Source organism: Cronobacter malonaticus LMG 23826 (assembly GCF_001277215.2).
Classification (GTDB): domain Bacteria; phylum Pseudomonadota; class Gammaproteobacteria; order Enterobacterales; family Enterobacteriaceae; genus Cronobacter; species Cronobacter malonaticus.
On record NZ_CP013940.1, the window covers coordinates 1577973 to 1601167 of the forward strand.

The following is a 23195-nucleotide window of genomic DNA, read 5'->3' on the forward strand; positions in this document are numbered from 1 at the left end:
CGATGCGAGCACTCTGCTGGAACGGCGTCAACGATCTGCGCGTCGAGACCGTGAGCGACCCGACTCTCGTCAATCCGCATGATGTGATCCTCAAAGTAGGGCTGACCACGACCTGCGGCTCCGATTTACACGTCATCGACGGGCTTATCCCGAGCATGGAAGAGGGCGATATCCTCGGCCATGAATTTATGGGCGAAGTAGTGGAGGTGGGGCCGGAGGTGAAAAACATCCGCCGCGGCGATCGTGTCGTGGTGCCGTCGTTTATCTCGTGCGGCTCCTGCTGGTATTGCAATCATGGACTGACCTCGTGTTGCGATAACACCAACCCGAACGCGCACATGCAGGAAAAAATCCTCGGTTACCCGACGGCAGGTATTTACGCCTACAGCCATGCGTTCGGCGGCTACGCCGGGTCGCACGCCGAATATGTGCGCGTGCCGTTCGCCGATAACGACTGCTTTATCGTGCCGGAAAATGTCTCTGACGAGCAGGCGCTGTTTCTCTCTGATGCCGCGCCGACGGGTTACATGGGCGCGGATTTCTGCAATATCCACCCTGGCGATACGGTCGCGGTGTGGGGCTGCGGCGGCGTCGGGCTGATGGCGGCCCAGAGTGCGTATCTGCTGGGCGCTGAAAAAGTGATCGCCATTGACCGTTTCCCCGAGCGGCTGGCGATGGCGCGGGATATCGTCGGCGCCATCCCGCTGGATTACACCAAAGTGGATATTTACGAAGCGTTGCTGGAGATAACCGGCGGTCGCGGCCCGGATAGCTGCATTGATGCGGTTGGCATGGAGGCGCACGGCGAAGGGCTGGAATACGCCTATGACCGCACCAAACAGGCGCTCAAAATGCACACCGATATCGGCGCCGCGCTGCGCCAGGCGATCCGCGCCTGCCGTAAAGGCGGCACGCTGGCCATTCTCGGCGTCTACGGGATGATGGATAAATTTCCGCTCGGCGTGGCGATGAATAAAGGCTTAACCATCCGCACCGCCCAGCAGCACGGCCAGGCCTATATGAAACGCCTGCTGGATCACGCAGCGCGGGGCGAACTGCGCACCGATTTTCTCGCCACGCACCGCTTCTCGCTGGAAGACGCGCCGCGTGGCTATGAAATGTTTAAAAACAAAGAGGACGGCTGCGTGCGGGCGGTGTTTAAGCCCTGACGTTCGCCACACTGACCGCCTGTGTCAGACGCGCAATCGCCGTCTCCAGCGTGGCGGCGGTACAGCCGAAGTTAATCCGCACGTGCTGAGGCGCGCCGAAATCCGCGCCGGGGGAGAATCCGAGCCCCTGGCGCTTAAAGAAGCGCGTCGGGTTCTCCACCCCAAGCCCGGACGCATCCACCCACGCCAGATAGGTCGCCTCCGGGCGCACCATTTCAAGCCCCGGCAGCGCGCCAATGGCGGCGTATAAGCGGTCGCGGTTGCGGCGCAGATACGCAATCTGTTCAGCAAGCCACGGCTCGCCGCCGCGCCAGGCCGCTTCGGCGGCCGTCAGCGCCAGTACGTCTACGTTCGGCACGATCCCGGCGCGCGTTTCACTAAAGCGCTGGCGCAGCGCGGCATCCGGGATCACCGCCACCGAGGCGCCAAGCCCGGCGATATTAAACGTTTTCGACGGCGACATCAGCGTAATGGAGCGCCGCGCGGCGTCCTCGCTGAGCGAGGCGAACGGGATATGCTGCACGCCGGGCGTGAGAATCAGATCGCAGTGGATCTCATCAGAACAGACGATGAGATCATGCTCCTGCGCAAACGCGAGCTGCGCTTCAAGTTCGTCACGGCGGTACGCGGTGCCGCCGGGGTTTTGCGGATTACAGAGCATCAGCAGTTTTTCGCGCCCGGTGAGCTGCGCGCGCAGGCTTTCAAGATCCAGCACCGGCCGTTCGCCGCGTTGCTGCAACGGCGCGTTACGCTGCGCGCTACCGGCAAGGGCGGCGGATTTGCGAAACGGCGGGTAAATCGGCGTGGGCGCAACCGTGGCTTCCTCAGGGGTGGTGAAGGCGCGCACCGAGAGATTCAGCCCTGCCACAATCCCTGGCAAAAAGACCAGCCACTCCGGTTCGACGCGCCACTGGTAGCGACGCTGGCACCATTCAATAAAGGCCTCAGCCAGCCCTTGCGGGTGCGCGCCGTAGCCAAACACGCCATGCTGCACGCGCGCTGTCAGCGCATCGGTAATGCAGGCGGGCGAGCGGAAGTCGGTATCGGCCACCCACATCGGCAATACTGACTCGTCATGGGCGTTCCACTTAATGCTGTCGCTGTGACGGCGGTTGATCTCTTCGTCGAAATTGAATGCCATGATACGTTGTCCTGCGGCTAAGGGGTTTTCAGACTAAGACGTTTGCCCACAGCTGACCACTACTTTCATTTACAGGGAGTTAACCATGGCGTTACTGGAAATTTGCTGTTACAGCCAGGCGTGCGCAATGACCGCACAGGCGGCGGGCGCTGACCGCATAGAACTGTGTTCGGCGGTTAACGAGGGCGGCCTGACGCCGTCAGCGGGCGTGCTTAAAGGCGTGCGTGCGCAGATAACGATCCCCGTTCATCCTATCGTGCGCCCGCGCGGCGGCGATTTTTGCTACAGCGAGAGTGAGTTTGCGGCAATGCTGGACGATATCGCGTTTATCCGTGAGCTGGGCTTTCCGGGGCTTGTCACCGGCGTACTGAAGGAGGACGGCGGGGTGGATCTCGCCCGAATGCGTAAAATAATGCGCGCCGCCGACGGCATGGCGGTGACGTTTCACCGGGCCTTCGACATGTGCGCCAGCCCGTTGAAAGCACTGGAAGAATTAACCGATCTCGGCGTGGCGCGCATTCTGACTTCCGGCCAGCAGGCGAGCGCGGAAAAAGGAATTTATTTAATTACGGAACTAAAACAGAAATCCCGTGCTCCAATCATTATGGCCGGTGCAGGGGTACGGCTTAGCAACCTTAACCTGTTTCTGGCGCAGGGGATAGACGAGCTTCACAGCTCGGCGGGCATCCATGTAGCCTCTCCCATGCGTTATCGCAATACCGGCGTCTCGATGTCATCGGACGCAAGCGCCGACGAATACTCCCGTTACCAGGTGGATGGCGACGTGGTAGCCGCCATGAAGGCGGCGCTTTCGTAAGCGAAGATTTTTGCCCTCAGTTTTTACCGCACATCATGTCGCCCAATATGATGCTTGCTCGTACCAGGCCCCGGTCTTTTGCCGGGGCTTTTTTTATGCCCCGCGCGTCCTACCAAATCTGGTCATCGTCTTGTCTTTCCATACAGGCTCGGAGAAGATGCCACGCATTATCTGCGTCTGTCGCAGACCGGCAAAGGGAGAACAGGATGATCGTCGGCATCGATCTCGGCACCACCAACAGCCTCGCCGCCGTCTGGCAGGAGGGCCATCCGCGGCTTATCGCTAACGCGCTGGGCGAGTGTCTCACGCCGAGCGTCGTCGGCCTGGATGACGAAGGGCGCGTGCTGGTCGGCAAAGCCGCCCGCGAGCGTCTGCATACGCATCCGCATCTCACCACCGCACTTTTCAAACGCCATATGGGCACCGCCTGGAGCGTCCGGCTTGGGGGCAAACTGTTCCGCGCCGAAGAGCTTTCTGCGCTGGTTTTAAAAAGCCTGAAAGAAGATATCGAGCGCGCCTGCGGCGAGACGGTCACCGAAGCGGTGATAAGCGTGCCGGCGTACTTCAGCGATGCCCAGCGTAAAGCCACGCGCGTCGCGGGCGAGCTGGCCGGGCTTCACGTTGAAAAACTGATTAACGAACCGACCGCGGCGGCGCTGGCTTACGGCCTGCATCGTGGCACAGAAGAGGGCACCTTTCTGGTGTTCGATCTCGGCGGCGGCACGTTTGACGTTTCGGTACTGGAGCTGTTCGAAGGCGTGATGGAAGTGCGAGCCAGCGCTGGCGATAACTTTCTCGGCGGCGAGGATTTCGACCAGGCGCTGATTGACGCCTTCGTGGCGCGCCAGATGGCGGCGGGCGGCCTGCCGGACCCGGCGGCGCACACCCACGCCCTGCGCCGCGAGGCCGAGCGGGTGCGACAGGCGCTTGGCGATCGCCCTGTCGCCACCTTCACGCTGCGTGCCGAAGACCAGAACTGGAGCCAGGAATTTCATCAGGGCGAGCTGAACGATATTTTCGCACCACTGCTTGCCCGCCTGCGCCTGCCCATTGAGCGCGCGCTGCGCGACGCCCGCATTCGCGTCGCGGATCTCGACGAGATCCTGCTGGTGGGCGGCGCGACCCGCATGCCACTGGTACGCCGCCTGGCCGCCGGGCTGTTTGGCCGTTTCCCGTCGGTATCGGTAAACCCTGACGAAGCGGTCGCGCTCGGTGCCGCCGTGCAGGCGGCGCTGAAAAAACGCGATGCGGCGCTGGAAGAAGTGGTGCTGACCGATGTCTGCCCTTATACGCTTGGCATTGAAACCGTTAAAGCCTTTGGCCGTCATCTCGACGAGGGCCACTATCTGCCGGTGATTGAGCGCAACGTGGTGGTGCCGGTGAGCCGGGTGAAAACGGTCTGTACGCTGGCCGATAACCAGACGATGGTGGAATTTACTCTCTACCAGGGCGAGAGCCGTCTGGTCAAAGACAATATAGAGCTTGGCAAAATGCGCGTGCCGGTGCCGCCGAGACCGGCGGGCGAAGTGTCGCTGGACGTGCGGTTCACCTATGACATTAACGGCATTCTGGAAGTGGAAGTCACGGTACCGCTGACCGGCGAGCGCCATCAGCTCATTATTGAAAACAACCCTGGCATGCTAACGCCGCAAGAGATTGCCGAACGTCTCGCACAGCTGAGCGCGCTGAAAATTCACCCGCGCGAACGCCAGCCCAACACCCATCTGATGGCCCGTCTCGATCGTCTGTATCAGGAGAACACCGGCGAGATGCGCGAGGAGATTAGCTATCTCGGGGCGCGCTTCCAGCAGGCGCTGGAAAGCCAGGATGACGCGCGCATCGATAAAGCCCGTCACGAGATAACGCAGCAGGCGGACGCTATCGAAGCCGGGATGTGGCTTTTCTGATGCGCGCGCTGGAGATCCTCGGGCTTGAGCCCGGCGCGGACGAGCGCGCCATCAAACGTGCCTACGCCAGGCTTCTGAAAGGGTGCCGGCCGGATGACGATCCGCAAGGCTTTCAGGAATTGCGTGATGCCTATGAAGCGGCGCTGGAGCAGGCGCGTCGCGGCGCGGCGGACAACGAAGATGATGAAGACGGTGATGGCGACTATCAGGAATTTGATGTCAGCGGTGCGCAGACGCCGCCAGCAGTGCAGCGCCAGGCTGAGGAGCCGCCGCTTAAGCATCACTTCGGCGATCCTGAACCCGCCTCGCCGGAAAACGAGCCCGTTCGTCCCGCACCGCTGTATGAGCCGCCGCGTACCGCGGCCTTGCTCGACGGGTTAAACGAGGAAAACCTCAACGCGCGCTGGCTGGAGGCGCGCGCGAGGGGGGAACGGCGCGAATTTGAAGAGGCGGTACTGACGCGCTGTTTGTGGCATCTCGCGCCTGACGAGCACACTTTCGCCGCACAGGCGCAGGCGCGCTTTGAGTGGCTTACGCCGGGCCAGAGGGTGACTATCGATGAGTCGCAGCAGAACCGGTTACGCCATGTGCTGCTCACCCCTTACGCCGAAGAGATGCAGGCGGCGCTGCAAGAGGGGAACGATGCCCGTTTTCTGGCCTGCCTGCGCGCGCTGGCGAATTCCCCCTGGCTGCAAAGCTACGACGGTCAGCGCCAGTTGCAACAGCTGGCGCTGACGCTGCTGGATGCGCAGCCTGAGTGGTCTGCGCAGCGCTTTGCCGCGCTCTGTAAACTGTTTCACTGGGATGAGACGCGCGGCGAGCGGCCGGATCTGCCGGAGCTGTGGGCGCAGGTTATCGCCCGCGACGAAGACGAAGCGCTTTTTGCGCAGCTTACTGCGCAGCGCGACGCGCCAGGCGACGATTCTGCGCTCCGGGCGGCGCACATGGTATTGCGCGTGCAGGATGAAGACGCCCGTATGCTGGCCGGGCTCGACTACACCGATGAAGACTGGCAGGCCTGTGGCAGGCTCACCGACCTGCTGGAAATTGGCCATCCGGCGCTCATCCCGCGCTTTGCGGGCGCGGATATCCACGCATGGCAGCAGACGTATCAGAAGCTTAATGAAGCGAACGGACCGATGATGCGCAGCCTCTGGCTGGTCGGCATGATGATGGCGACGTTTGGCTGGATGTTGCCCGCAGTGTATGACGGCACCATCACCCCGTGGGACGTGGTGCTCCGTGTGCTGGTGGCGCCCGTGGTGGCGATGGTGGTGGGTATCTTCCCGCTGGTTTTATGGCGGGGACTGGCCCGGCCCTTCTCGGACAGAGACGCAGCGCTGAGCGAGCGGCTGCTGCCGCGGTTTATCTACTCCCCGCGGCGTAAACGCTGGCGGCTGTTCGCGCATGTGATCCCGTTTTGCGTCGTGAGCGTTGTTATCGCGCTGGTCTGCGGCAGGCTGGCGATGTGGATTTTCGTGGTCGTAACGCTGCTGCTGGCCTGGACCGATCTCTGGCGTTATCCCGGCGCGCTGCGGCGGTTTCGCCAGAAACGTGCGCCTCTGGGCGGCGGACGCCTGAAGTTTGTCCTGCTGGCGCTGCTATTTTTCGCCATCGTCACCGGCGCGCGCGTGCTGTTGCAAGCGTGACAATCAAAACGCTCCGCGCTGCGATAAATCCAGCCCGCCCGGCCTCGCCGGGCTGTTCGCTTTTCAGGCAACCGGCGCGCTGCCGCCTGGCTTATTTCTTGATTTGTTTGCCAGACTTCTCAGGTGACTTTTTTTGAGGAGGAACTATGGGCTTACTGAATTTTGTGAAAGAAGCGGGCGAGAAAATCTGGGACAGCGTTTCCGGGCATAACGATGCGGCGGCACAGAACGCCAAAGTGCAGGAACACCTCAAGAAAACCGGTATCCCGGATGCCGATAAAGTGCAGGTGCAGGTGGATGACGGTAAAGCGACCGTCACCGGGCAAGGCTTAAGCCAGGAAGCGAAAGAGAAAATCCTGGTAGCCGTCGGCAACATCGCGGGCATCGGGCATGTCGATGACAACGTCGCAGTGGCGACCCCGGCACCGGAAAGCCAGTTCTACACGGTGAAAAAAGGCGACACTCTCAGCGCCATTTCGAAAGAGGTGTATGGCGACGCGAACCAATATCCTAAAATCTTTGAAGCCAATAAACCGATGCTGACCAGCCCGGAAAAAATCTATCCGGGCCAGGTGCTGCGTATTCCGAAGTAAAAAACGTCTCCCGCACGTCAGGTGCGGGAGAAAACATCAGGGTTTGCGAGCGATAAGTACGGCGCGCAGCGGGGCGGGGTAGCCTTCGCGGGTTTTGGTGGCGTCATGGGGATCGAGGAAATCCGCCAGCGACTCCGTTTCCATCCAGGCGGTGCGGCGCTGCTCTTCTACGGTAGTGACCGAGAAATCAGCGATTTTCACATCCACAAAACCGCACTTCTCCAGCCAGTTTTTCAGCGCGGGCGCGGACGGAATAAAGTAGACGTTACGCATCTGCGCGTAGCGCTCGCCCGGCACCAGCACCGTATTTTCATCGCCTTCCACCACCAGCGTTTCCAGCACCAGTTCGCCTTCTTTCACCAGCTGATCTTTAAGCTGCCAAAGGTGATCCAGCGGCGAGCGGCGGTGGTAGAGCACGCCCATCGAAAAGACGGTGTCGAACGCGTTCAGCGCGGGCATCTGCTCGATGCCGAGCGGCAGCACGTGGGCGCGGTTGTCGCCGCCTAAAAGCTTGCGCACCGCCTCAAACTGACACAGGAAAAGCTGCGTCGGGTCGATGCCGACCGCGAGCTGCGCGCCCGCGCCGACCATACGCCACAGGTGATAACCGCTGCCGCAGCCGACATCCAGAATGGTGCGCCCGGCAAGCGGCGTGATATGCGGCAGCACGCGGTCCCATTTGAGATCGGAGCGCCACTCGGTGTCGATGTCGATACCGTAGAGCGAGAACGGCCCTTTACGCCACGGCATCAGCGTGCGCAGCAGCTGTTCGATGCGCTTGCGCTGGCCGTCACTCAGCGGCTCGGCGCTCTGCGCGCTGACGCTGTGCAGCAGATCAAGCTGATCCGGCACCAGCGCAGGCAGATTATCGAGAGAATTTTTCCACTGCTTAAACTGGCCGTGCAGGGTGTCGCGCTGCCAGGCGGCAACCTGGGCGGGCAGGGTTTCCAGCCAGTGGGCAAGCGGCCCGCAGGCGATCTGCTGATAAAATTTGCCGAAATCTATCATGCCGCGCTCCCGCCTTTCACCGCCACCAGCGAGCCGAAGTTAAAGCACTGGAACCAGAGTTCGCTGTGTTCAAACCCGGCTTTACGCAGGCGCGCTTTGTGGGTTTCCACGGAATCGGTAAGCATCACGTTTTCCAGCATACTGCGCTTCTGGCTGATCTCCAGCTCGCTGTAGCCGTTCGCGCGTTTGAAATCGTGATGCATATTGAACAGCAGTTCGCCCACCACGCTGTCTTCAAAGCTGAATTTTTCCGACAGCACCAGCGCGCCGCCAGGGTTCAGGCCCTGATAGATTTTATTGAGCAGCAGCTGGCGGTCGTCCGGGTTCAGGAACTGGAGCGTGAAGTTCAGCACCACCATGGAAGCGTTCTCGATGGTGACATTGCGGATATCGTCCTCAATCACCTCGACCGGCGTCTGCGCCTTGAACGCGTCAATATGGCGACGGCAGCGCTCCACCATGGCGGGCGAGTTATCCACCGCGATGATTTTACAGCCGTCATGATGCACGTTGCGGCGCACCGAGAGCGTGGCGGCACCGAGCGAACAGCCGAGGTCGTAAACCTGGCTTGCGGGCTGGACAAAGCGCTCCGCCAGCATGCCAATCATAGAGATGATATTGGAGTAGCCCGGCACGGAACGCTGGATCATATCGGGGAAGACTTCAGCCACCCGCTCATCGAAAGTCCAGTCGCCCAGACGGGCGATGGGCGCGGAGAACAGCGTGTCGCGATTTGACATAGCGTAAATCCTGGGGAAAACGAAAGGGGCGTATTTTGCGCTAATGAAACGAGAAAACCAACTCCCAGGGCATATACCAGATGTTGGCCAGCACCATCATCAGCAGGGCGATATAGGTGGCGCTCATGCCGCTACGCCGCCAGCGCAGCAGGCGATGATGATAGCCGTAGTAATGCATTAGTCGCCCGACCAGCAGCAGCAGCCCGCAGACGTGCAGCATCCAGTTCTGCGCGCCGTTCATCTCCATAAACAGCAGCAGTAACAGGCCGATGGGCAGATACTCCACCGCGTTGCCGTGAATGCGGATAGCGCTTTGCAGCTCGCTGAAACCGCCATCGCCATAGGCGACGCGGTACTGCATCCGCAGACGAACCACATCGAAAGAGAACTTCATCAACAACAACGCACCCAGAACCGCATAAAGCGCGCTTACCATAGAAACTCCGTTTAACGCTGTTAATGGCGCCTTTATGATAGCGTGGCGCGGCGCTATTGTCGCTGCCCTAAAAGAGGGTGTCCTGGTGCGGGATGGCGGGTTCGTCGCCAAGCGTCGGCAGCGCCTCGCGAAGCGCGGGCCAGAGCGTATGCACCAGCTCCGGCGCATGTTCGATATCCGGCGTATGAAGAAAGAGATAGGGCGTCGTGGTCTGCTGCCACTGCGCGAGTTTGGCAAGCCACACCGCGAAAAATTCTGTGTTTTGCGCCATATCGTCGCTGCCGATAAACCGCACCATCGGATGCTGCGCCGTGACGAGCGCGTGCACCGGCACTTTGGGCTTTTTCCTCTGCGCGTCGATGACCGCCGGACTGTGGGGAAGGGCGGCATGCACCGGGCGGCTGTCGAGCATCACGCGGTTGACGCCGCGCGCGATAAGCCCGCGGTTGAGTGAAAGCTCCGCCTCGCCTTTGGCGAAGAAATCGGGGTGGCGCACTTCAACACCATACGTAAAACTGCCGGGCAGGGCGTCAAGAAACGCCCACAACGCAGGCAGATCGCGCGGGCCGAACGCTGCGGGCAGTTGCAGCCAGTACTGGCCGATACGGCCTTCCAGCGGCGCCATGCGCGCGAAAAACTCGGCGGTTAAATCATCGCAGTGGCGCAGCGCGGCGTTATGTGAAATGGTGGCCGGGAATTTAAAACAGAAGCGGAAATCGTCGTGGGTCTGCGCGTACCACCGCTCGACGATCTCCGCCTTCGGCAGCGCGTACAGCGTGGTATTGCCTTCGACACAGTTAAAGTGGCGGGCGTAATCTTCAAGCGATGTAATGCCAAGCCGCACCCATTTCGGGTGCGACCATTGCGGCAGACCAAGATAAATCATAGGGCTGCGAGGATCTCCTCTGTAGAACGAACCCGCCCGATGCGCGGGAAAATATGCGTCATGCTGCCGTTGTGCTGGTCGGCGTCGGCGGCCGAGCAGGCGTCTTCGGCGACGATCAGTTCAAAGCCCATCTCCCAGGCGTTGCGCGCGGTGGATTCCACGCCAATGTTGGTGGAGATGCCGCACAGAATAATCGTCGTGATGCCGCGACGACGTAATTGTAGCTCCAGATCGGTGCCGTAGAAGGCGCCCCACTGGCGTTTGGTCACTTCGATGTCGGTGTCGCGTTTGCCGAGCGCCACCGGATAGTGCCACCACTCGTCCGGCAGCGTATGCCCGGCAATCGGCGCATCCACCGGCTGCTTCAGCGCTTCGCTGAAATCTTTCGACCAGCCGACACGCACCATCACCACCGGCGCGCCCGCCGCGCGGCACTTCTCCGCAAGCCTTGCGGCGCGGGCCACAACGTCGTCGGCGCTGTGCGGACCGCCGGCAAAGGGAAGGATGCCTTCCTGTAAATCAATCACCACCAGCGCGGTGGTCGCGGGATTAAGCGTTAACATAGAGACTCCCCTTGAAAGTTGGTTCTGGATGAGTACCTTACTGGCGTCGCGGGCCGGACGGGTGTCTATTTTTGTTAAATTTTGTGAGAAGCGCCAGTTTACGCGCAGCAATCGCGCGGGCGCGCGGCTTCGGGCTTATCGTGGCGCGGAATTTCCAGTATAATAGCCCCCTTTTTTCATCCAGTAGTGACATTCAGCCAAAGCTGCGACAGTGGTGCCTGCAGGGCAGGCGACAAACGGCCTGCGGCTAAATTAAGGGATATCTCATGCGTACAGAATATTGCGGGCAGCTCAATCTGTCCCACGTCGGACAGCAAGTGACTCTGTGTGGTTGGGTCAACCGTCGTCGCGATCTCGGCAGTCTGATTTTTATCGACATGCGCGATCGTGAAGGCATCGTTCAGGTGTTTTTCGACCCGGATCGCGCCGACGCCTTCAGCCTCGCCTCTGAACTGCGTAATGAGTTCTGCATTCAAATCACCGGCACCGTGCGTGCGCGCGACGAGAAAAACGTCAACCGCGATATGGCGACCGGTGAAGTGGAAGTGTTCGCCACCGAACTGACCATCATCAACCGCGCCGAGCCGCTGCCGCTCGATTCCAACCAGGTCAACAGCGAAGAAGCGCGTCTGAAATACCGCTATCTCGACCTGCGTCGCCCGGAAATGGCCCAGCGCCTGAAAACCCGCGCGAAAATCACCAGCTTCGTGCGCCGCTTTATGGATGACCACGGCTTCCTCGACATCGAAACCCCGATGCTGACCAAAGCCACGCCGGAAGGCGCGCGCGACTATCTCGTGCCGTCTCGCGTGCATAAAGGCAAATTCTACGCGCTGCCGCAGTCTCCGCAGCTTTTCAAACAGCTGCTGATGATGTCCGGCTTCGATCGCTACTATCAGATCGTTAAATGCTTCCGCGATGAAGATCTGCGCGCTGACCGTCAGCCTGAATTCACCCAAATCGACGTCGAAACCTCCTTCATGACCGCGCCGCAGGTGCGTGAAGTGATGGAAAAACTGATTCGTCAGCTGTGGCTGGACGTGAAAGGCGTGGATCTGGGCGAGTTCCCGGTCATGACCTTCGCCGAAGCCGAGCGCCGCTACGGCTCCGATAAACCGGATCTGCGTAACCCGATGGAGCTGGTGGACGTGGCCGATCTGCTGAAAACCGTAGAATTCGCGGTCTTCGCAGGCCCGGCTAACGATCCGAAAGGCCGCGTCGCCGCGCTGCGCGTGCCGGGCGGTGCCCAGCTCAGCCGCAAGCAGATTGACGACTACGGCAACTTCGTCAAAATTTACGGTGCTAAAGGGCTTGCGTATATCAAGGTTAACGAGCGCGCGAAAGGCCTCGAGGGCATTAACAGCCCGGTCGCTAAATTCCTGAACGCGGAAATCGTAGAAGCCATTCTTGAGCGCACCGGCGCGCAGGACGGCGACATGATTTTCTTCGGCGCCGACAACAAAAAAGTGGTGGCCGACGCGCTGGGCGCGCTGCGCCTGAAGCTTGGTAAAGACCTGAGCCTGACCGATGAAGCCAAATGGGCGCCGCTGTGGGTTATCGACTTCCCGATGTTTGAAGACGACGGCGAAGGCGGCCTGAGCGCGATGCACCATCCGTTTACCGCGCCGAAAGACATGACCGCGGAAGAACTGAAAGCAGCGCCTGAAGACGCGGTGGCGAACGCCTACGATATGGTTATCAACGGTTATGAAGTGGGCGGCGGCTCGGTGCGTATCCACCGTGGCGAAATGCAGCAGACCGTGTTTGGCATTCTGGGCATCAACGAGCACGAGCAGCGCGAGAAGTTCGGCTTCCTGCTGGACGCGCTGAAATTCGGTACGCCGCCGCACGCGGGCCTGGCGTTCGGCCTTGACCGTCTGACCATGCTGCTGACCGGCACGGATAACATTCGCGATGTTATCGCCTTCCCGAAAACCACGGCGGCCGCCTGCCTGATGACCGAAGCGCCGAGCTTCGCGAACCCGACGGCGCTGGCTGAGCTGGGTATCGAGGTCGTGAAAAAAGCGACGCCGGAGAATAAGTAATATGCACTATAAGCACCCTGTCTCTGTGCTGGTGGTTATCTACGCCCTGGACACGAAACGGGTGCTCATGTTGCAGCGGCGCGACGATCCTGATTTCTGGCAGTCGGTCACCGGCAGTCTGGAAGAGGGGGAAACCGCGCCGCAGGCCGCCGCGCGCGAAGTAAAGGAAGAGGTCTCCATTGACGTTGTTTCTGAGCAACTGACCTTGATGGACTGTCAGCGCACGGTGGAGTTTGAAATTTTCAGTCATTTACGTCATCGCTATGCGCCGGGGGTCACGCGTAATACGGAGTCCTGGTTCTGTCTGGCGCTGCCGACGGAGCGGGAGATTGTGTTTACCGAGCACCTGACGTACCGCTGGGTTGACGCCGCCGAGGCGGCTATGCTGACCAAGTCCTGGAGCAACCGGCAGGCGATTGAAGAATTTGTTATTAACGCCGCCTGAAAAGGCGCGCTTTCTGGAGATATTTTTATGGCAGGTCATAGTAAATGGGCCAACACCAAACACCGCAAAGCGGCACAGGATGCCAAGCGCGGTAAAATCTTCACTAAAATTATTCGCGAGCTGGTGACAGCAGCGCGTCTGGGCGGCGGCGATCCGGGCTCTAACCCGCGTCTGCGCGCGGCCATCGATAAAGCGCTGTCCAACAACATGACGCGTGACACCCTGAACCGCGCCATCGCGCGCGGCGTCGGCGGTGACGAAGACGCGAACATGGAAACCATCATTTATGAAGGTTACGGCCCTGGCGGCACCGCGGTCATGGTGGAGTGTCTCTCCGACAACCGTAACCGTACCGTCGCCGAAGTGCGTCACGCCTTCAGCAAGTGCGGCGGCAACCTCGGCACCGACGGCTCCGTGGCGTACCTGTTCAGCAAGAAGGGCGTTATCTCCTTCGAAGCGGGCGACGAAGACACCATCATGGAAGCCGCGCTGGAAGCGGGCGCTGAAGATGTGGTGACCTATGACGACGGCGCTATCGACGTCTACACCGCCTGGGAAGAGATGGGCGCGGTACGTGACGCGCTGGAAGCGGCGGGCCTGAAGGCCGACAACGCGGAAGTCTCCATGATCCCGTCCACCAAAGCGGATATGGATGCGGAAACCGCGCCGAAGCTGCTGCGTCTTATCGATATGCTGGAAGACTGCGACGACGTACAGGAGGTTTACCACAACGGTGAGATCTCCGACGAGGTTGCGGCGACCCTGTGATACCCGCCATGTTTCAGACTGTGGGCGGCCTCGTCCGCAGTCTGATATCTTCTTGTATTCCCGCAGGCTTTTTCTCAGGAGACGCGCCATGAGTATTATTCTGGGCATCGACCCGGGGTCGCGCGTCACCGGTTACGGCGTAATTCGCCAGACCGGACGTCAGCTGACCTATCTTGGCAGCGGCTGTATCCGCACCAGCGTCACGGATTTGCCGTCACGTCTGAAGCTTATCTACGCGGGCGTCAGCGAAATCATTACGCAGTTTCGCCCTGACTATTTCGCCATCGAACAGGTTTTTATGGCGAAAAACGCCGATTCGGCGCTGAAGCTCGGGCAGGCGCGCGGCGCGGCGATTGTCGCGGCGGTGAACCAGGATCTGCCGGTGTTTGAGTACGCGGCGCGTCAGGTGAAGCAAACGGTGGTGGGCATCGGCAGCGCCGAAAAAAGCCAGGTGCAGCATATGGTGCGCAAGCTGTTAAAACTCTCCGCCAACCCTCAGGCGGATGCGGCGGATGCGCTCGCTATCGCTATTACCCATTGCCACGTCAGCCAGAACGCGACGCAGGTCAGCGAAGCGCGCCTGAACCTGGCGCGCGGGCGGCTTCGTTAACGGTAACGTCAGTTACCGTTCCTTTGCGAGACGCCTCGCAACTGTCAGTTCTCTCTTCGTCGCAGCGATTTCTCGACTGGATATCTGTCCAGCTTTTTTTATATTATAGCCAGCAACTTTCTTAGCCCCACGCAGGAGCGCAACGTGATAGGCAGACTCAGAGGCATCGTACTGGAAAAACAGCCCCCGCTGGTGTTACTGGAGGCGGGCGGCGTCGGTTATGAAGTCCATATGCCGATGACCTGCTTTTATGAATTGCCGGAAACCGGCAAAGAAGCGGTGGTCTTCACCCATTTTGTGGTGCGTGAAGATGCGCAGTTACTGTTCGGCTTTAATAACAAACAAGAGCGCACGCTGTTTCGCGAGCTTATCAAGGTCAACGGCGTCGGCCCGAAACTGGCGCTGGCTATCCTCTCCGGTATGTCCGCCCAGCAGTTCGTGAACGCGGTCGAGCGCGAAGAGCCTGCCGCGCTGGTGAAGCTGCCGGGCATCGGCAAGAAAACCGCCGAACGTCTGGTGGTGGAGATGAAAGACCGCTTCAAAGGCCTGCATGGCGATCTCTTCACGCCAGCGGCGGATCTGGTGCTGACGTCGCTTGCAAGCCCTGCAGTGGATGATGCCGAGGCGGAAGCCGTTGCCGCGCTGGTGTCGCTGGGTTATAAACCTCAGGAAGCCAGCCGTATGGTCAGTAAAGTCGCACAGGCGGATGCGAGCAGCGAAACGCTGATTCGCGAAGCGCTGCGCGCGGCATTGTGAGGTAGAGGATGATTGAAGCAGACCGCCTGGTGGCGCCGGGCAGCATCGTGGCGGAAGAGGTGGCCGATCGCGCCATTCGCCCCAAATTACTCGAAGAGTACATCGGCCAGCCGCAGGTGCGTTCCCAGATGGAGATTTTTATCCAGGCGGCGAAGCTGCGCGGCGATGCGCTCGATCATCTGCTCATTTTTGGCCCGCCAGGGCTTGGGAAAACCACGCTCGCCAATATCGTCGCTAACGAAATGGGCGTGAATCTGCGCACTACCTCCGGACCGGTGCTGGAAAAGGCGGGCGATCTGGCGGCGATGCTCACCAATCTTGAGCCGCACGACGTCCTGTTTATCGATGAAATTCATCGTCTCTCGCCCGTAGTGGAAGAGGTGCTCTACCCGGCGATGGAAGATTACCAGCTCGATATCATGATTGGTGAAGGCCCGGCGGCGCGCTCGATCAAAATCGATTTGCCGCCGTTTACGCTGATTGGGGCCACGACACGCGCCGGCTCGCTTACTTCGCCACTGCGCGACCGCTTCGGCATCGTGCAGCGCCTGGAGTTCTATCAGGTCGCCGATTTGCAGCATATTGTGAGCCGCAGCGCGCGCCATATGGGGCTTGAGATGAATGACGAAGCGTCCTTTGAGGTGGCGAAGCGTTCGCGCGGCACGCCGCGTATCGCCAACCGCCTGCTGCGTCGCGTGCGGGATTTCGCCGAGGTGCGCCACGACGGCGTTATCAATCAGCACGTGGCGTCTCAGGCGCTGGATATGCTTAACGTCGATGCGGAAGGTTTTGACTATATGGACCGCAAGCTGCTGCTGGCGGTGATCGACAAATTCTTTGGCGGCCCGGTGGGGCTCGACAACCTGGCGGCAGCCATCGGCGAAGAGCGCGAAACTATCGAAGATGTGCTGGAGCCGTTCCTCATCCAGCAGGGCTTTTTGCAGCGCACGCCGCGCGGAAGAATGGCGACGACCCGCGCCTGGAACCATTTCGGTATTACGCCGCCGCAAATGCCGTGACATCGCTGATGTGAGTGAACGACATGCATAAAAAAAGCGCCCTCAGGGCGCTTTTTTGTTAACCGTTTCTCCGGGTAGACCAGATCAGGCTGGCGGCCGCTTCGTCATGCTGAAAATAAACAGAAGCGCCGCGCACAGCACCACCGACGGCCCGGCAGGGGTATCGTAAAACGCGGAGAACGTCAGGCCGCCCGTGACCGCCACCATGCCAAGCACGACGGCAATGCCCGCCATCTGCTCAGGCGTGCGGGCAAAACGGCGGGCGGTTGCCGCCGGGATAATCAGCAGCGACGTAATAATCAGCGCGCCGACAAACTTCATCGCCACGCCAATTGTCAGCGCCGTTACCATCATCAGCAGGATTTTGACGCGCTGTAACGGCACGCCGTCCACAAACGCGAGATCGGGGCTGATGGTCATCGAGAGCAAATTGCGCCACTGCCAGCACAGCACGCCGAGCACGACGGCGACACCCAGCCCGACGGAGACCAGATCGGCAGGCGTCACCGCCAGCAGATCGCCGAACAGATACGCCATTAAATCGACGCGGATATTACCCATCAGGCTCACCACCACCAGGCCCAGCGACAGCGCGCTGTGCGCCATAATGCCAAGCAGCGTGTCTATCGCCAGATGCGGGCGTTTCTCAAGCCATACCAGGCCGCCCGCCAGCAGCAGCGTGACCACAATGACCGCGTAAAACGGGTTTACATCCAGCAGAAGCCCGAACGCCACGCCAAGCAACGAGGCGTGCGCCAGCGTATCGCCAAAGTAAGACATCCGGCGCCAGACCACGAACGAGCCCAGCGGGCCTGCCGCGCATGCCAGCAGCATTCCGGCCATCCAGCCGGGAAGCAGAAGTTCAATCATAACGAGCCATTTCCCTTGCGCAGAATAATCCGTCCCTGCAAATCGTGACGGTGGTTATGGTGATGACGGTAAATCCCAAGCTGTTCTGCGCCGCGCGGGCCAAACATCGAGATAAATTCGGGGTGCATAGAGACCACTTCCGGCGTGCCGGAGCAGCAGATGTGATGATTCAGACACAGCACTTCGTCGGTCTTGGCCATCACCAGATGCAGATCGTGCGACACCATCAGCACGCCGCAATTGAGTTCATTACGCAACTGGTTAATTAAATCATAGAGCGCCACCTGGCCGTTGACGTCAACGCCCTGGGTGGGTTCATCAAGCACCAGCAGTTGCGGTTCATTGAGCAGCGCGCGCGCCAGCAGCACACGCTGGGTTTCGCCGCCGGAGAGCTTTTGCATCGGCGCGTCGATAAGGTGCCCGGCCTGGACGCGCCTGAGCGCAGGCAGAATATCCGCTTTACGTGTACCGGGGCGCAGGCGCAAAAAGCGACTTACCGTCAGCGGCAGGGTGGCGTCGAGGTGCAACTTTTGTGGCACATAACCGATGCGCAGCTGACGCTCACGCTTGATAACGCCTTCATCGGGTGCTACCAGGCCAAGAACCACCCGGACCAGCGTCGATTTTCCGGCCCCGTTTGGACCCAACAGCGTCAGGATGCGCCCGCCCGTCAGGGTTAAAGAAATGTCAGATAAAACGCGGCGTTGCCCGAAGGAGACGCTAACATTCTGAAGCGATACAAGATTAGTCATGGCAATTTAGTGATTGCAGAAGTTTTCGAATGTTATAATATCACACTTCCAACATTCATAACGATGATAAGTCGCATTATGTTACATAAAAATACGCTTCTTTGCGCTGCGCTCAGTGCAGCAATCCTAGGTGGCGCTGCCAGCAGCGCTCAGGCCGCGGTAGTCGCTTCGCTTAAGCCGGTGGGCTTTATCGCTTCTGCTATCGCAGATGGCGTCACGCCTACCGAAGTCCTGCTGCCAGACGGCGCGTCAGAGCATGATTATGCGCTGCGTCCTTCCGATGTAAAACGCTTACAGAAAGCGGATTTAGTGGTCTGGATCGGGCCCGATATGGAAGCCTTTATGGATAAATCCGTGAAGGCGTTGCCGGCGCAAAAAAATCTGGCGCTCAGCGAGCTTGCTTCCGTGAAACCGCTGCTGATGAAAGGCGCTGATGATGACGATGATGAGCATGACGAACATGCGCATCAGGGCGCAGAAAGTGACGAACATCACCATCATGGCGATTATAACATGCACATCTGGCTGTCGCCGGAAATCGCCCGGGCGTCGGCGGTTGCAATCCACGAAAAATTAGTGGAACTTATGCCGCAAAGCAAAGCCAAACTGGACGCCAACCTCCAGCGCTTCGAGGCCGAACTGGCCCGGACAGACAAACAGGTGGCGAACGAGCTGGCACCGCTGAAAGGGAAAGGATATTTCGTTTTTCATGACGCTTACGGCTATTACGAAAAACATTACGGCCTGACATCGCTCGGCCATTTTACCGTCAATCCCGAAATCCAGCCTGGTGCGCAGCGTTTACATGAAATAAGAACAGAGTTGGTTGAGCAAAAAGCCGAGTGCGTTTTTGCTGAGCCACAGTTCAGGCCGGCGGTGATTGAAGCCGTTGCCAGGGGCACGAAAGTTCGAATGGGAACGCTCGACCCGCTGGGAACGTCTGTCAGCCTGGGTAAGGACAGCTACATGCAGTTTCTGACTCAGTTATCTAACCAATATGCCAGCTGCCTGAAAGGAGATTAACGAGGAAGTGGATACGTGCAACAGATAGCCCGCTCTGTCGCCCTGGCATTTAACAACCTGCCACGACCCCATCGCGTTATGCTGGGGTCTCTTACAGTTCTCACACTCGCGGTCGCCGTCTGGCGGCCGTACATTTACCACCCCGAATCGGAATCAGCGCCCGTCGTTAAAACCATCGAGCTGCGTAAGAGCGAAATCCGCTCTCTGCTGCCCGAGGCGAGTGAGCCTATCGATCAGGCCGCACCAGAAGATGATGAAGCTATCCCGCAGGATGAGCTTGACGATAAAACTGCCGGCGAAGCTGGCGTGCATGAATATGTGGTCTCCACAGGCGACACCTTAAGCAGCGTGCTTAACCAGTACGGTATCGACATGGGGGATATCAGCCAGCTCGCGTCGGTCGATAAAGACCTGCGTAATCTGAAAATCGGCCAGCAGATCTCCTGGACGCTTACCGACAGCGGCGAGTTACAGCGCCTGACCTGGGAGATGTCGCGCCGCGAAACCCGCACCTATGACCGCACGCCTGCCGGCGGCTTTAAAATGAGCAGCGAAGTACAGCAGGGCGACTGGGTCAATAACGTCATTAAAGGCACCGTTGGCGGCAGCTTTGTTTCCAGCGCGAAAGAGGCAGGGCTTACCAGCGCGGAAATCAGCGCGGTCATCAAAGCGATGCAGTGGCAGATGGACTTCCGTAAGCTGAAAAAAGGCGATGAGTTCTCTGTATTGATGTCGCGCGAAATGCTCGACGGCAAGCGCGAGCAGAGCCAGTTGCTCGGCGTTCGTCTGCGCTCTTCCGGTAAAGATTACTATGCGATCCGCGCGGAAGACGGCAAATTCTACGACCGCAACGGCTCCGGGCTTGCCAAAGGCTTCCTGCGCTTCCCGACGTCGCGTCAGTTCCGTGTCTCCTCTAACTTCAACCCGCGTCGTCTGAACCCGGTAACGGGGCGCGTGGCGCCGCATAAAGGCGTCGATTTCGCGATGCCGCAGGGCACGCCGGTACTGGCGGTGGGCGATGGCGAAGTCGTTATGGCGAAACGTAGCGGGGCGGCGGGGTATTATGTCGCTATCCGTCACGGTCGCACCTATACCACCCGCTATATGCACCTGAAAAAGCTGCTGGTGAAACCGGGCCAGAAAGTGAAACGCGGCGATCGCATTGCGCTTTCCGGCAACACCGGGCGTTCCACCGGCCCGCACCTGCACTATGAAATCTGGATCAACCAGCAGGCTGTGAACCCGTTAACCGCCAAGCTGCCGCGCTCCGAAGGTCTTACCGGCTCGGATCGCAGCGACTACCTGGCGCAGGTCAAAGAAGTGGTGCCGCAACTGACGCTTGATTAAAAGCGCGGCAATTAACAGCCGGTGCCTTCGCGCGCCGGCTTTTTATTTTGTCTGGCGGTCATTGCGCCGCTAAACTCCTTCATTATTTTCTCTTTTGATCACCTGGCTCTGGCCTGAGAACCGTCATGGACACAAAAAAAACAAAAAGTGAATACATTCCTGAATTCGAGCGCGCGTTCCTGCATCCGCGTTACTGGGGCTCCTGGCTTGGGATTGGTGCCTGTGCGGCGCTGGCCCTGACGCCGCCATCTTTTCGCGATCCGCTGCTGGGTAAAATCGGGCGGCTGGCAGGGAAGTTTGGTAAAAGCGCCCGCCGTCGCGCGCGTATCAACCTGTTCTACTGCTTCCCGGAGCTTACCGAGGCGCAGCGCGAAGCGATTATCGACAATATGTTCGCCACGGCGCCTCAGTCGATGGTCTTTATGGCCGAACTGGCGCTACGTGGCCCGGAAAAGGTGCTCAGCCGCGTGGACTGGCACGGCGAAGCCATTCTCAACGAGATGCTGGAAAGCAAAGAGAGCGTGATCCTGCTCGTACCGCACGGTTGGGGCGTTGATATCCCGGCGATGCTGCTGGCTTCGCGCGGCGTACACGTTGCGGCGATGTTCCATCATCAGGGCAACCGCCTGCTGGATTATGTCTGGAACAAAGTGCGCCTTAGCTTTGGCGGTCGCCTGCATGCCCGCCAGGATGGTATCAAGCCGTTTATCAAATCGGTACGCGACGGATACTGGGGCTACTACCTGCCGGATGAAGATCACGGCCCGGAGCAGAGCGAATTTGTCGATTTCTTCGCGACCTATAAAGCGACGCTGCCTGCGGTGGGGCGCCTGATGAAAGTTTGCCGCGCGCGCGTGATCCCGCTTTTCCCGGTCTATAACGGCGATACGCATCGTCTGGACGTGCTGGTGCGCCCGCCAATGGATGATTTGATGGACGCCGATGATGTGACGCTGGCGCGTCGCATGAACGAAGAGGTGGAACATTTCGTCGGCCCGCATCCGGAGCAGTACGCCTGGATCCTCAAGCTTCTGAAAACGCGTAAAGATGGCGAGACCGAGCCTTACCGCCGCAAGGATCTCTACCCGAAATAAAAAAGCCGCTCAGGGCGAGCGGCTTAAATAGAGAGAAAAGGGGCACGGGCCCCTTTTTTACGGCGTTTAGTCGACGGTCAGCACGCGCGTGGTGTTGGTGCTGCCTGTGGTGCCCATCATATCGCCCTGGGTGACGATAACAAGATCGCCGGTCACCAGATAGCCTTTATCACGCAGCAGGTTAACGGCATCCTGCGCCGCCGCCACGCCGTCGTTGGCGCTGTCGAAATAAACCGGCGTCACGCCACGATAAAGCGCGGTGAGGTTCAGGGTGCGCTCATGGCGGGACATCGCGAAAATCGGCAGGCCGGAGCTTATACGCGAGGTCATCAGCGCCGTGCGCCCCGATTCGGTCATGGTGATAATCGCGCTCACGCCTTTTAGGTGGTTGGCGGCGTACATGGCCGACATCGCAATTGCCTCTTCGACGTTATCAAATTCAACGTCCAGACGGTGTTTAGAGACGTTAATGCTCGGGATTTTCTCCGCACCGAGGCAGACGCGCGCCATCGCGGAAACGGTTTCTGCCGGGTATTGGCCCGCGGCAGTTTCCGCCGACAGCATCACGGCGTCGGTACCGTCCAGCACGGCGTTCGCCACGTCCATGACTTCCGCACGGGTCGGCATCGGGTTAGTGATCATCGACTCCATCATCTGGGTCGCAGTAATGACGGCACGATTCAGCTTACGGGCACGACGAATGAGGGTTTTCTGGATGCCGACCAGCTCCGGGTCGCCAATTTCAACGCCCAGATCGCCACGCGCGACCATCACGACGTCAGACGCCAGAATGATGTCGTCCATCGCTTCGTTGCTGCATACCGCTTCAGCGCGCTCGACTTTGGCGCAAATTTTCGCGTCACAACCGGCGTCGCGCGCAAGACGGCGAGCGTAGTTAAGATCTTCGCCGCAGCGCGGGAAGGAGACGGCCAGATAATCCACGCCGATTTTCGCCGCGGTGATGATGTCCGCTTTATCTTTTTCGGTCAGCGCTTCAGCGGAAAGCCCGCCACCCAGCTTGTTGATACCTTTGTTATTCGACAGCGGGCCGCCGACGGTGACTTCGGTGAAGACTTTCATGCCCTGAACTTCAAGGACTTTCAACTGTACGCGGCCGTCGTCCAGCAGCAGGATATCGCCCGGCACCACGTCCGCCGGCAGGCCTTTATAGTCAATACCAACTTTTTCTTTATCGCCTTCGCCTTTGCCGAGGTTAGCGTCGAGCAGGAATTTATCGCCAATGTTGAGGAAAACTTTGCCTTCTTTAAAAGTAGAGACGCGAATTTTCGGCCCCTGAAGGTCGCCAAGGATAGCGACGTGACGTCCCAGTTTGGCCGCTATCTCGCGGACTTTATCAGCGCGAAGCTGATGATCTTCCGGCGTCCCGTGCGAGAAGTTCATACGTACTACGTTCGCGCCGGCGGCGATAATTTTTTCCAGGTTATTATCGCGGTCGGTAGCCGGGCCTAACGTGGTAACGATTTTGGTTCTGCGAAGCCGTCTGGACATGTATTACTCCGTTGACTGAAACAACTTTGGTGTTGCGTGAACATAAAT

At 59.5% G+C, this 23195-nt stretch carries 23 protein-coding genes; 14 read left to right on the forward strand and 9 right to left on the reverse strand.

The annotated features are described in order from the left end of the window. The first annotated feature begins 2 nt into the window (after positions 1 to 2). Positions 3 to 1169, forward strand: coding sequence for a zinc-dependent alcohol dehydrogenase (locus AFK66_RS07435; protein WP_007775962.1), 1167 nt, complete (start codon positions 3 to 5; stop codon positions 1167 to 1169). Here AFK66_RS07435 and AFK66_RS07440 read toward each other — a convergent pair. Then, positions 1159 to 2310, reverse strand: a complete 1152-nt coding sequence (locus tag AFK66_RS07440) for a MalY/PatB family protein (RefSeq protein ID WP_023898513.1) — start codon at positions 2308 to 2310, stop codon at positions 1159 to 1161. The genes AFK66_RS07435 and AFK66_RS07440 overlap by 11 nt on opposite strands. 85 nt (positions 2311 to 2395) lie before the next feature. Here AFK66_RS07440 and cutC point away from each other — a divergent pair, with 85 nt between their 5' ends. The 4 genes from cutC to lysM all read left to right on the forward strand — a co-directional run bounded on the left by cutC (position 2396) and on the right by lysM (position 7276). Continuing rightward, positions 2396 to 3127 carry a copper homeostasis protein CutC gene (cutC, locus tag AFK66_RS07445; RefSeq protein ID WP_007775956.1) on the forward strand — a complete coding sequence of 244 codons (732 nt, stop codon included), beginning with the start codon at positions 2396 to 2398 and terminating at the stop codon, positions 3125 to 3127. 206 nt (positions 3128 to 3333) lie between these two features. Then, on the forward strand, positions 3334 to 5034 hold the full coding sequence (locus AFK66_RS07450; protein ID WP_023898514.1) for an Hsp70 family protein: 1701 nt from the start codon (positions 3334 to 3336) through the stop codon (positions 5032 to 5034). Further along, complete coding sequence (locus AFK66_RS07455; protein ID WP_007775950.1) at positions 5034 to 6683, forward strand: J domain-containing protein; 1650 nt, start codon at positions 5034 to 5036, stop codon at positions 6681 to 6683. The genes AFK66_RS07450 and AFK66_RS07455 overlap by 1 nt, the downstream gene beginning before the upstream one ends. 146 nt (positions 6684 to 6829) lie before the next feature. Beyond that, the gene (lysM, locus tag AFK66_RS07460; RefSeq protein WP_004386298.1) at positions 6830 to 7276 is read left to right on the forward strand and encodes a peptidoglycan-binding protein LysM; all 447 of its coding nucleotides are present in this window, start codon (positions 6830 to 6832) and stop codon (positions 7274 to 7276) included. A 36-nt stretch (positions 7277 to 7312) separates the two neighbouring features. Here the strand turns inward: lysM and cmoB are convergent, their stop codons facing one another. From cmoB to AFK66_RS07485, 5 genes are all read right to left on the reverse strand, one after another. Next, a complete protein-coding gene (cmoB, locus tag AFK66_RS07465) occupies positions 7313 to 8284 on the reverse strand; it encodes a tRNA 5-methoxyuridine(34)/uridine 5-oxyacetic acid(34) synthase CmoB (RefSeq protein WP_007775948.1) in 972 nt (323 codons plus the stop codon). Beyond that, the gene (cmoA, locus tag AFK66_RS07470) at positions 8281 to 9024 is read right to left on the reverse strand and encodes a carboxy-S-adenosyl-L-methionine synthase CmoA (protein WP_007775947.1); all 744 of its coding nucleotides are present in this window, start codon (positions 9022 to 9024) and stop codon (positions 8281 to 8283) included. Before cmoA ends, cmoB begins: the two co-directional genes overlap by 4 nt. A gap of 40 nt (positions 9025 to 9064) precedes the next feature. Continuing rightward, positions 9065 to 9460, reverse strand: coding sequence for an MAPEG family protein (locus AFK66_RS07475; protein ID WP_004386301.1), 396 nt, complete (start codon positions 9458 to 9460; stop codon positions 9065 to 9067). A 67-nt stretch (positions 9461 to 9527) separates the two neighbouring features. Beyond that, entirely contained in the window at positions 9528 to 10346 is an 819-nt protein-coding gene (locus tag AFK66_RS07480; RefSeq protein WP_007775944.1) for a DUF72 domain-containing protein, read from the reverse strand. Then, entirely contained in the window at positions 10343 to 10909 is a 567-nt protein-coding gene (locus AFK66_RS07485) for a hydrolase (RefSeq protein ID WP_007775942.1), read from the reverse strand. The genes AFK66_RS07480 and AFK66_RS07485 overlap by 4 nt, the downstream gene beginning before the upstream one ends. A 266-nt stretch (positions 10910 to 11175) precedes the next feature. On the opposite strand from AFK66_RS07485, the gene aspS reads away from it, so the two are divergent. The 6 genes from aspS (at position 11176) to ruvB (ending at position 16552) form a co-directional block, all read left to right on the forward strand. After that, complete coding sequence (gene aspS / locus AFK66_RS07490; protein WP_032983276.1) at positions 11176 to 12954, forward strand: aspartate--tRNA ligase; 1779 nt, start codon at positions 11176 to 11178, stop codon at positions 12952 to 12954. A gap of 1 nt (position 12955) precedes the next feature. Beyond that, on the forward strand, positions 12956 to 13399 hold the full coding sequence (gene nudB / locus AFK66_RS07495) for a dihydroneopterin triphosphate diphosphatase (RefSeq protein ID WP_032969987.1): 444 nt from the start codon (positions 12956 to 12958) through the stop codon (positions 13397 to 13399). Positions 13400 to 13426: 27 nt separating this feature from the next. Continuing rightward, positions 13427 to 14167, forward strand: coding sequence for a YebC/PmpR family DNA-binding transcriptional regulator (locus tag AFK66_RS07500; RefSeq protein ID WP_004384823.1), 741 nt, complete (start codon positions 13427 to 13429; stop codon positions 14165 to 14167). Positions 14168 to 14255: 88 nt separating this feature from the next. Further along, positions 14256 to 14777 carry a crossover junction endodeoxyribonuclease RuvC gene (ruvC, locus tag AFK66_RS07505; RefSeq protein ID WP_038882382.1) on the forward strand — a complete coding sequence of 174 codons (522 nt, stop codon included), beginning with the start codon at positions 14256 to 14258 and terminating at the stop codon, positions 14775 to 14777. A gap of 144 nt (positions 14778 to 14921) precedes the next feature. Beyond that, positions 14922 to 15533 carry a Holliday junction branch migration protein RuvA gene (gene ruvA, locus AFK66_RS07510; protein ID WP_007775936.1) on the forward strand — a complete coding sequence of 204 codons (612 nt, stop codon included), beginning with the start codon at positions 14922 to 14924 and terminating at the stop codon, positions 15531 to 15533. Positions 15534 to 15541: 8 nt separating this feature from the next. Continuing rightward, positions 15542 to 16552, forward strand: coding sequence for a Holliday junction branch migration DNA helicase RuvB (ruvB, locus tag AFK66_RS07515; RefSeq protein WP_007775934.1), 1011 nt, complete (start codon positions 15542 to 15544; stop codon positions 16550 to 16552). An 84-nt stretch (positions 16553 to 16636) separates the two neighbouring features. Here the strand turns inward: ruvB and znuB are convergent, their stop codons facing one another. Both znuB and znuC read right to left on the reverse strand, forming a co-directional pair. Further along, the gene (gene znuB / locus AFK66_RS07520) at positions 16637 to 17422 is read right to left on the reverse strand and encodes a zinc ABC transporter permease subunit ZnuB (RefSeq protein WP_007775928.1); all 786 of its coding nucleotides are present in this window, start codon (positions 17420 to 17422) and stop codon (positions 16637 to 16639) included. Further along, on the reverse strand, positions 17419 to 18174 hold the full coding sequence (gene znuC, locus AFK66_RS07525) for a zinc ABC transporter ATP-binding protein ZnuC (RefSeq protein WP_007775926.1): 756 nt from the start codon (positions 18172 to 18174) through the stop codon (positions 17419 to 17421). Before znuC ends, znuB begins: the two co-directional genes overlap by 4 nt. Before the next feature lie 78 nt (positions 18175 to 18252). On the opposite strand from znuC, the gene znuA reads away from it, so the two are divergent. From znuA to lpxM, 3 genes are all read left to right on the forward strand, one after another. After that, positions 18253 to 19197, forward strand: a complete 945-nt coding sequence (gene znuA, locus AFK66_RS07530; protein WP_023898521.1) for a zinc ABC transporter substrate-binding protein ZnuA — start codon at positions 18253 to 18255, stop codon at positions 19195 to 19197. Positions 19198 to 19212: 15 nt separating this feature from the next. Then, a complete protein-coding gene (gene mepM, locus AFK66_RS07535; RefSeq protein ID WP_071603022.1) occupies positions 19213 to 20544 on the forward strand; it encodes a murein DD-endopeptidase MepM in 1332 nt (443 codons plus the stop codon). Positions 20545 to 20669: 125 nt separating this feature from the next. Continuing rightward, positions 20670 to 21638 carry a lauroyl-Kdo(2)-lipid IV(A) myristoyltransferase gene (lpxM, locus tag AFK66_RS07540; RefSeq protein WP_023898522.1) on the forward strand — a complete coding sequence of 323 codons (969 nt, stop codon included), beginning with the start codon at positions 20670 to 20672 and terminating at the stop codon, positions 21636 to 21638. Between the two features lie 66 nt (positions 21639 to 21704). On the opposite strand, the gene pyk is transcribed toward lpxM, so the two are convergent. Beyond that, positions 21705 to 23147: a pyruvate kinase gene (gene pyk, locus AFK66_RS07545; protein ID WP_007868646.1), complete on the reverse strand. Its 1443-nt coding sequence runs from the start codon at positions 23145 to 23147 to the stop codon at positions 21705 to 21707. Positions 23148 to 23195: the final 48 nt, after the last annotated feature.

What these genes read in the sequence shown, in the direction of transcription:
- aspS (WP_032983276.1), top strand. Translation starts at nt 11,176, where the DNA reads ATGCGTACAGAATATTGCGGGCAGCTCAATCTGTCCCACGTCGGACAG.
- AFK66_RS07485 (WP_007775942.1), bottom strand. Translation starts at nt 10,909, where the DNA reads ATGTTAACGCTTAATCCCGCGACCACCGCGCTGGTGGTGATTGATTTA.
- AFK66_RS07450 (WP_023898514.1), top strand. Translation starts at nt 3,334, where the DNA reads ATGATCGTCGGCATCGATCTCGGCACCACCAACAGCCTCGCCGCCGTC.
- cutC (WP_007775956.1), top strand. Translation starts at nt 2,396, where the DNA reads ATGGCGTTACTGGAAATTTGCTGTTACAGCCAGGCGTGCGCAATGACC.
- znuC (WP_007775926.1), bottom strand. Translation starts at nt 18,174, where the DNA reads ATGACTAATCTTGTATCGCTTCAGAATGTTAGCGTCTCCTTCGGGCAA.
- AFK66_RS07455 (WP_007775950.1), top strand. Translation starts at nt 5,034, where the DNA reads ATGCGCGCGCTGGAGATCCTCGGGCTTGAGCCCGGCGCGGACGAGCGC.
- nudB (WP_032969987.1), top strand. Translation starts at nt 12,956, where the DNA reads ATGCACTATAAGCACCCTGTCTCTGTGCTGGTGGTTATCTACGCCCTG.
- AFK66_RS07435 (WP_007775962.1), top strand. Translation starts at nt 3, where the DNA reads ATGCGAGCACTCTGCTGGAACGGCGTCAACGATCTGCGCGTCGAGACC.
- znuB (WP_007775928.1), bottom strand. Translation starts at nt 17,422, where the DNA reads ATGATTGAACTTCTGCTTCCCGGCTGGATGGCCGGAATGCTGCTGGCA.
- cmoB (WP_007775948.1), bottom strand. Translation starts at nt 8,284, where the DNA reads ATGATAGATTTCGGCAAATTTTATCAGCAGATCGCCTGCGGGCCGCTT.
- AFK66_RS07480 (WP_007775944.1), bottom strand. Translation starts at nt 10,346, where the DNA reads ATGATTTATCTTGGTCTGCCGCAATGGTCGCACCCGAAATGGGTGCGG.
- znuA (WP_023898521.1), top strand. Translation starts at nt 18,253, where the DNA reads ATGTTACATAAAAATACGCTTCTTTGCGCTGCGCTCAGTGCAGCAATC.
- lysM (WP_004386298.1), top strand. Translation starts at nt 6,830, where the DNA reads ATGGGCTTACTGAATTTTGTGAAAGAAGCGGGCGAGAAAATCTGGGAC.
- ruvB (WP_007775934.1), top strand. Translation starts at nt 15,542, where the DNA reads ATGATTGAAGCAGACCGCCTGGTGGCGCCGGGCAGCATCGTGGCGGAA.
- cmoA (WP_007775947.1), bottom strand. Translation starts at nt 9,024, where the DNA reads ATGTCAAATCGCGACACGCTGTTCTCCGCGCCCATCGCCCGTCTGGGC.
- lpxM (WP_023898522.1), top strand. Translation starts at nt 20,670, where the DNA reads ATGGACACAAAAAAAACAAAAAGTGAATACATTCCTGAATTCGAGCGC.
- AFK66_RS07440 (WP_023898513.1), bottom strand. Translation starts at nt 2,310, where the DNA reads ATGGCATTCAATTTCGACGAAGAGATCAACCGCCGTCACAGCGACAGC.
- AFK66_RS07475 (WP_004386301.1), bottom strand. Translation starts at nt 9,460, where the DNA reads ATGGTAAGCGCGCTTTATGCGGTTCTGGGTGCGTTGTTGTTGATGAAG.
- pyk (WP_007868646.1), bottom strand. Translation starts at nt 23,147, where the DNA reads ATGTCCAGACGGCTTCGCAGAACCAAAATCGTTACCACGTTAGGCCCG.
- AFK66_RS07500 (WP_004384823.1), top strand. Translation starts at nt 13,427, where the DNA reads ATGGCAGGTCATAGTAAATGGGCCAACACCAAACACCGCAAAGCGGCA.
- ruvC (WP_038882382.1), top strand. Translation starts at nt 14,256, where the DNA reads ATGAGTATTATTCTGGGCATCGACCCGGGGTCGCGCGTCACCGGTTAC.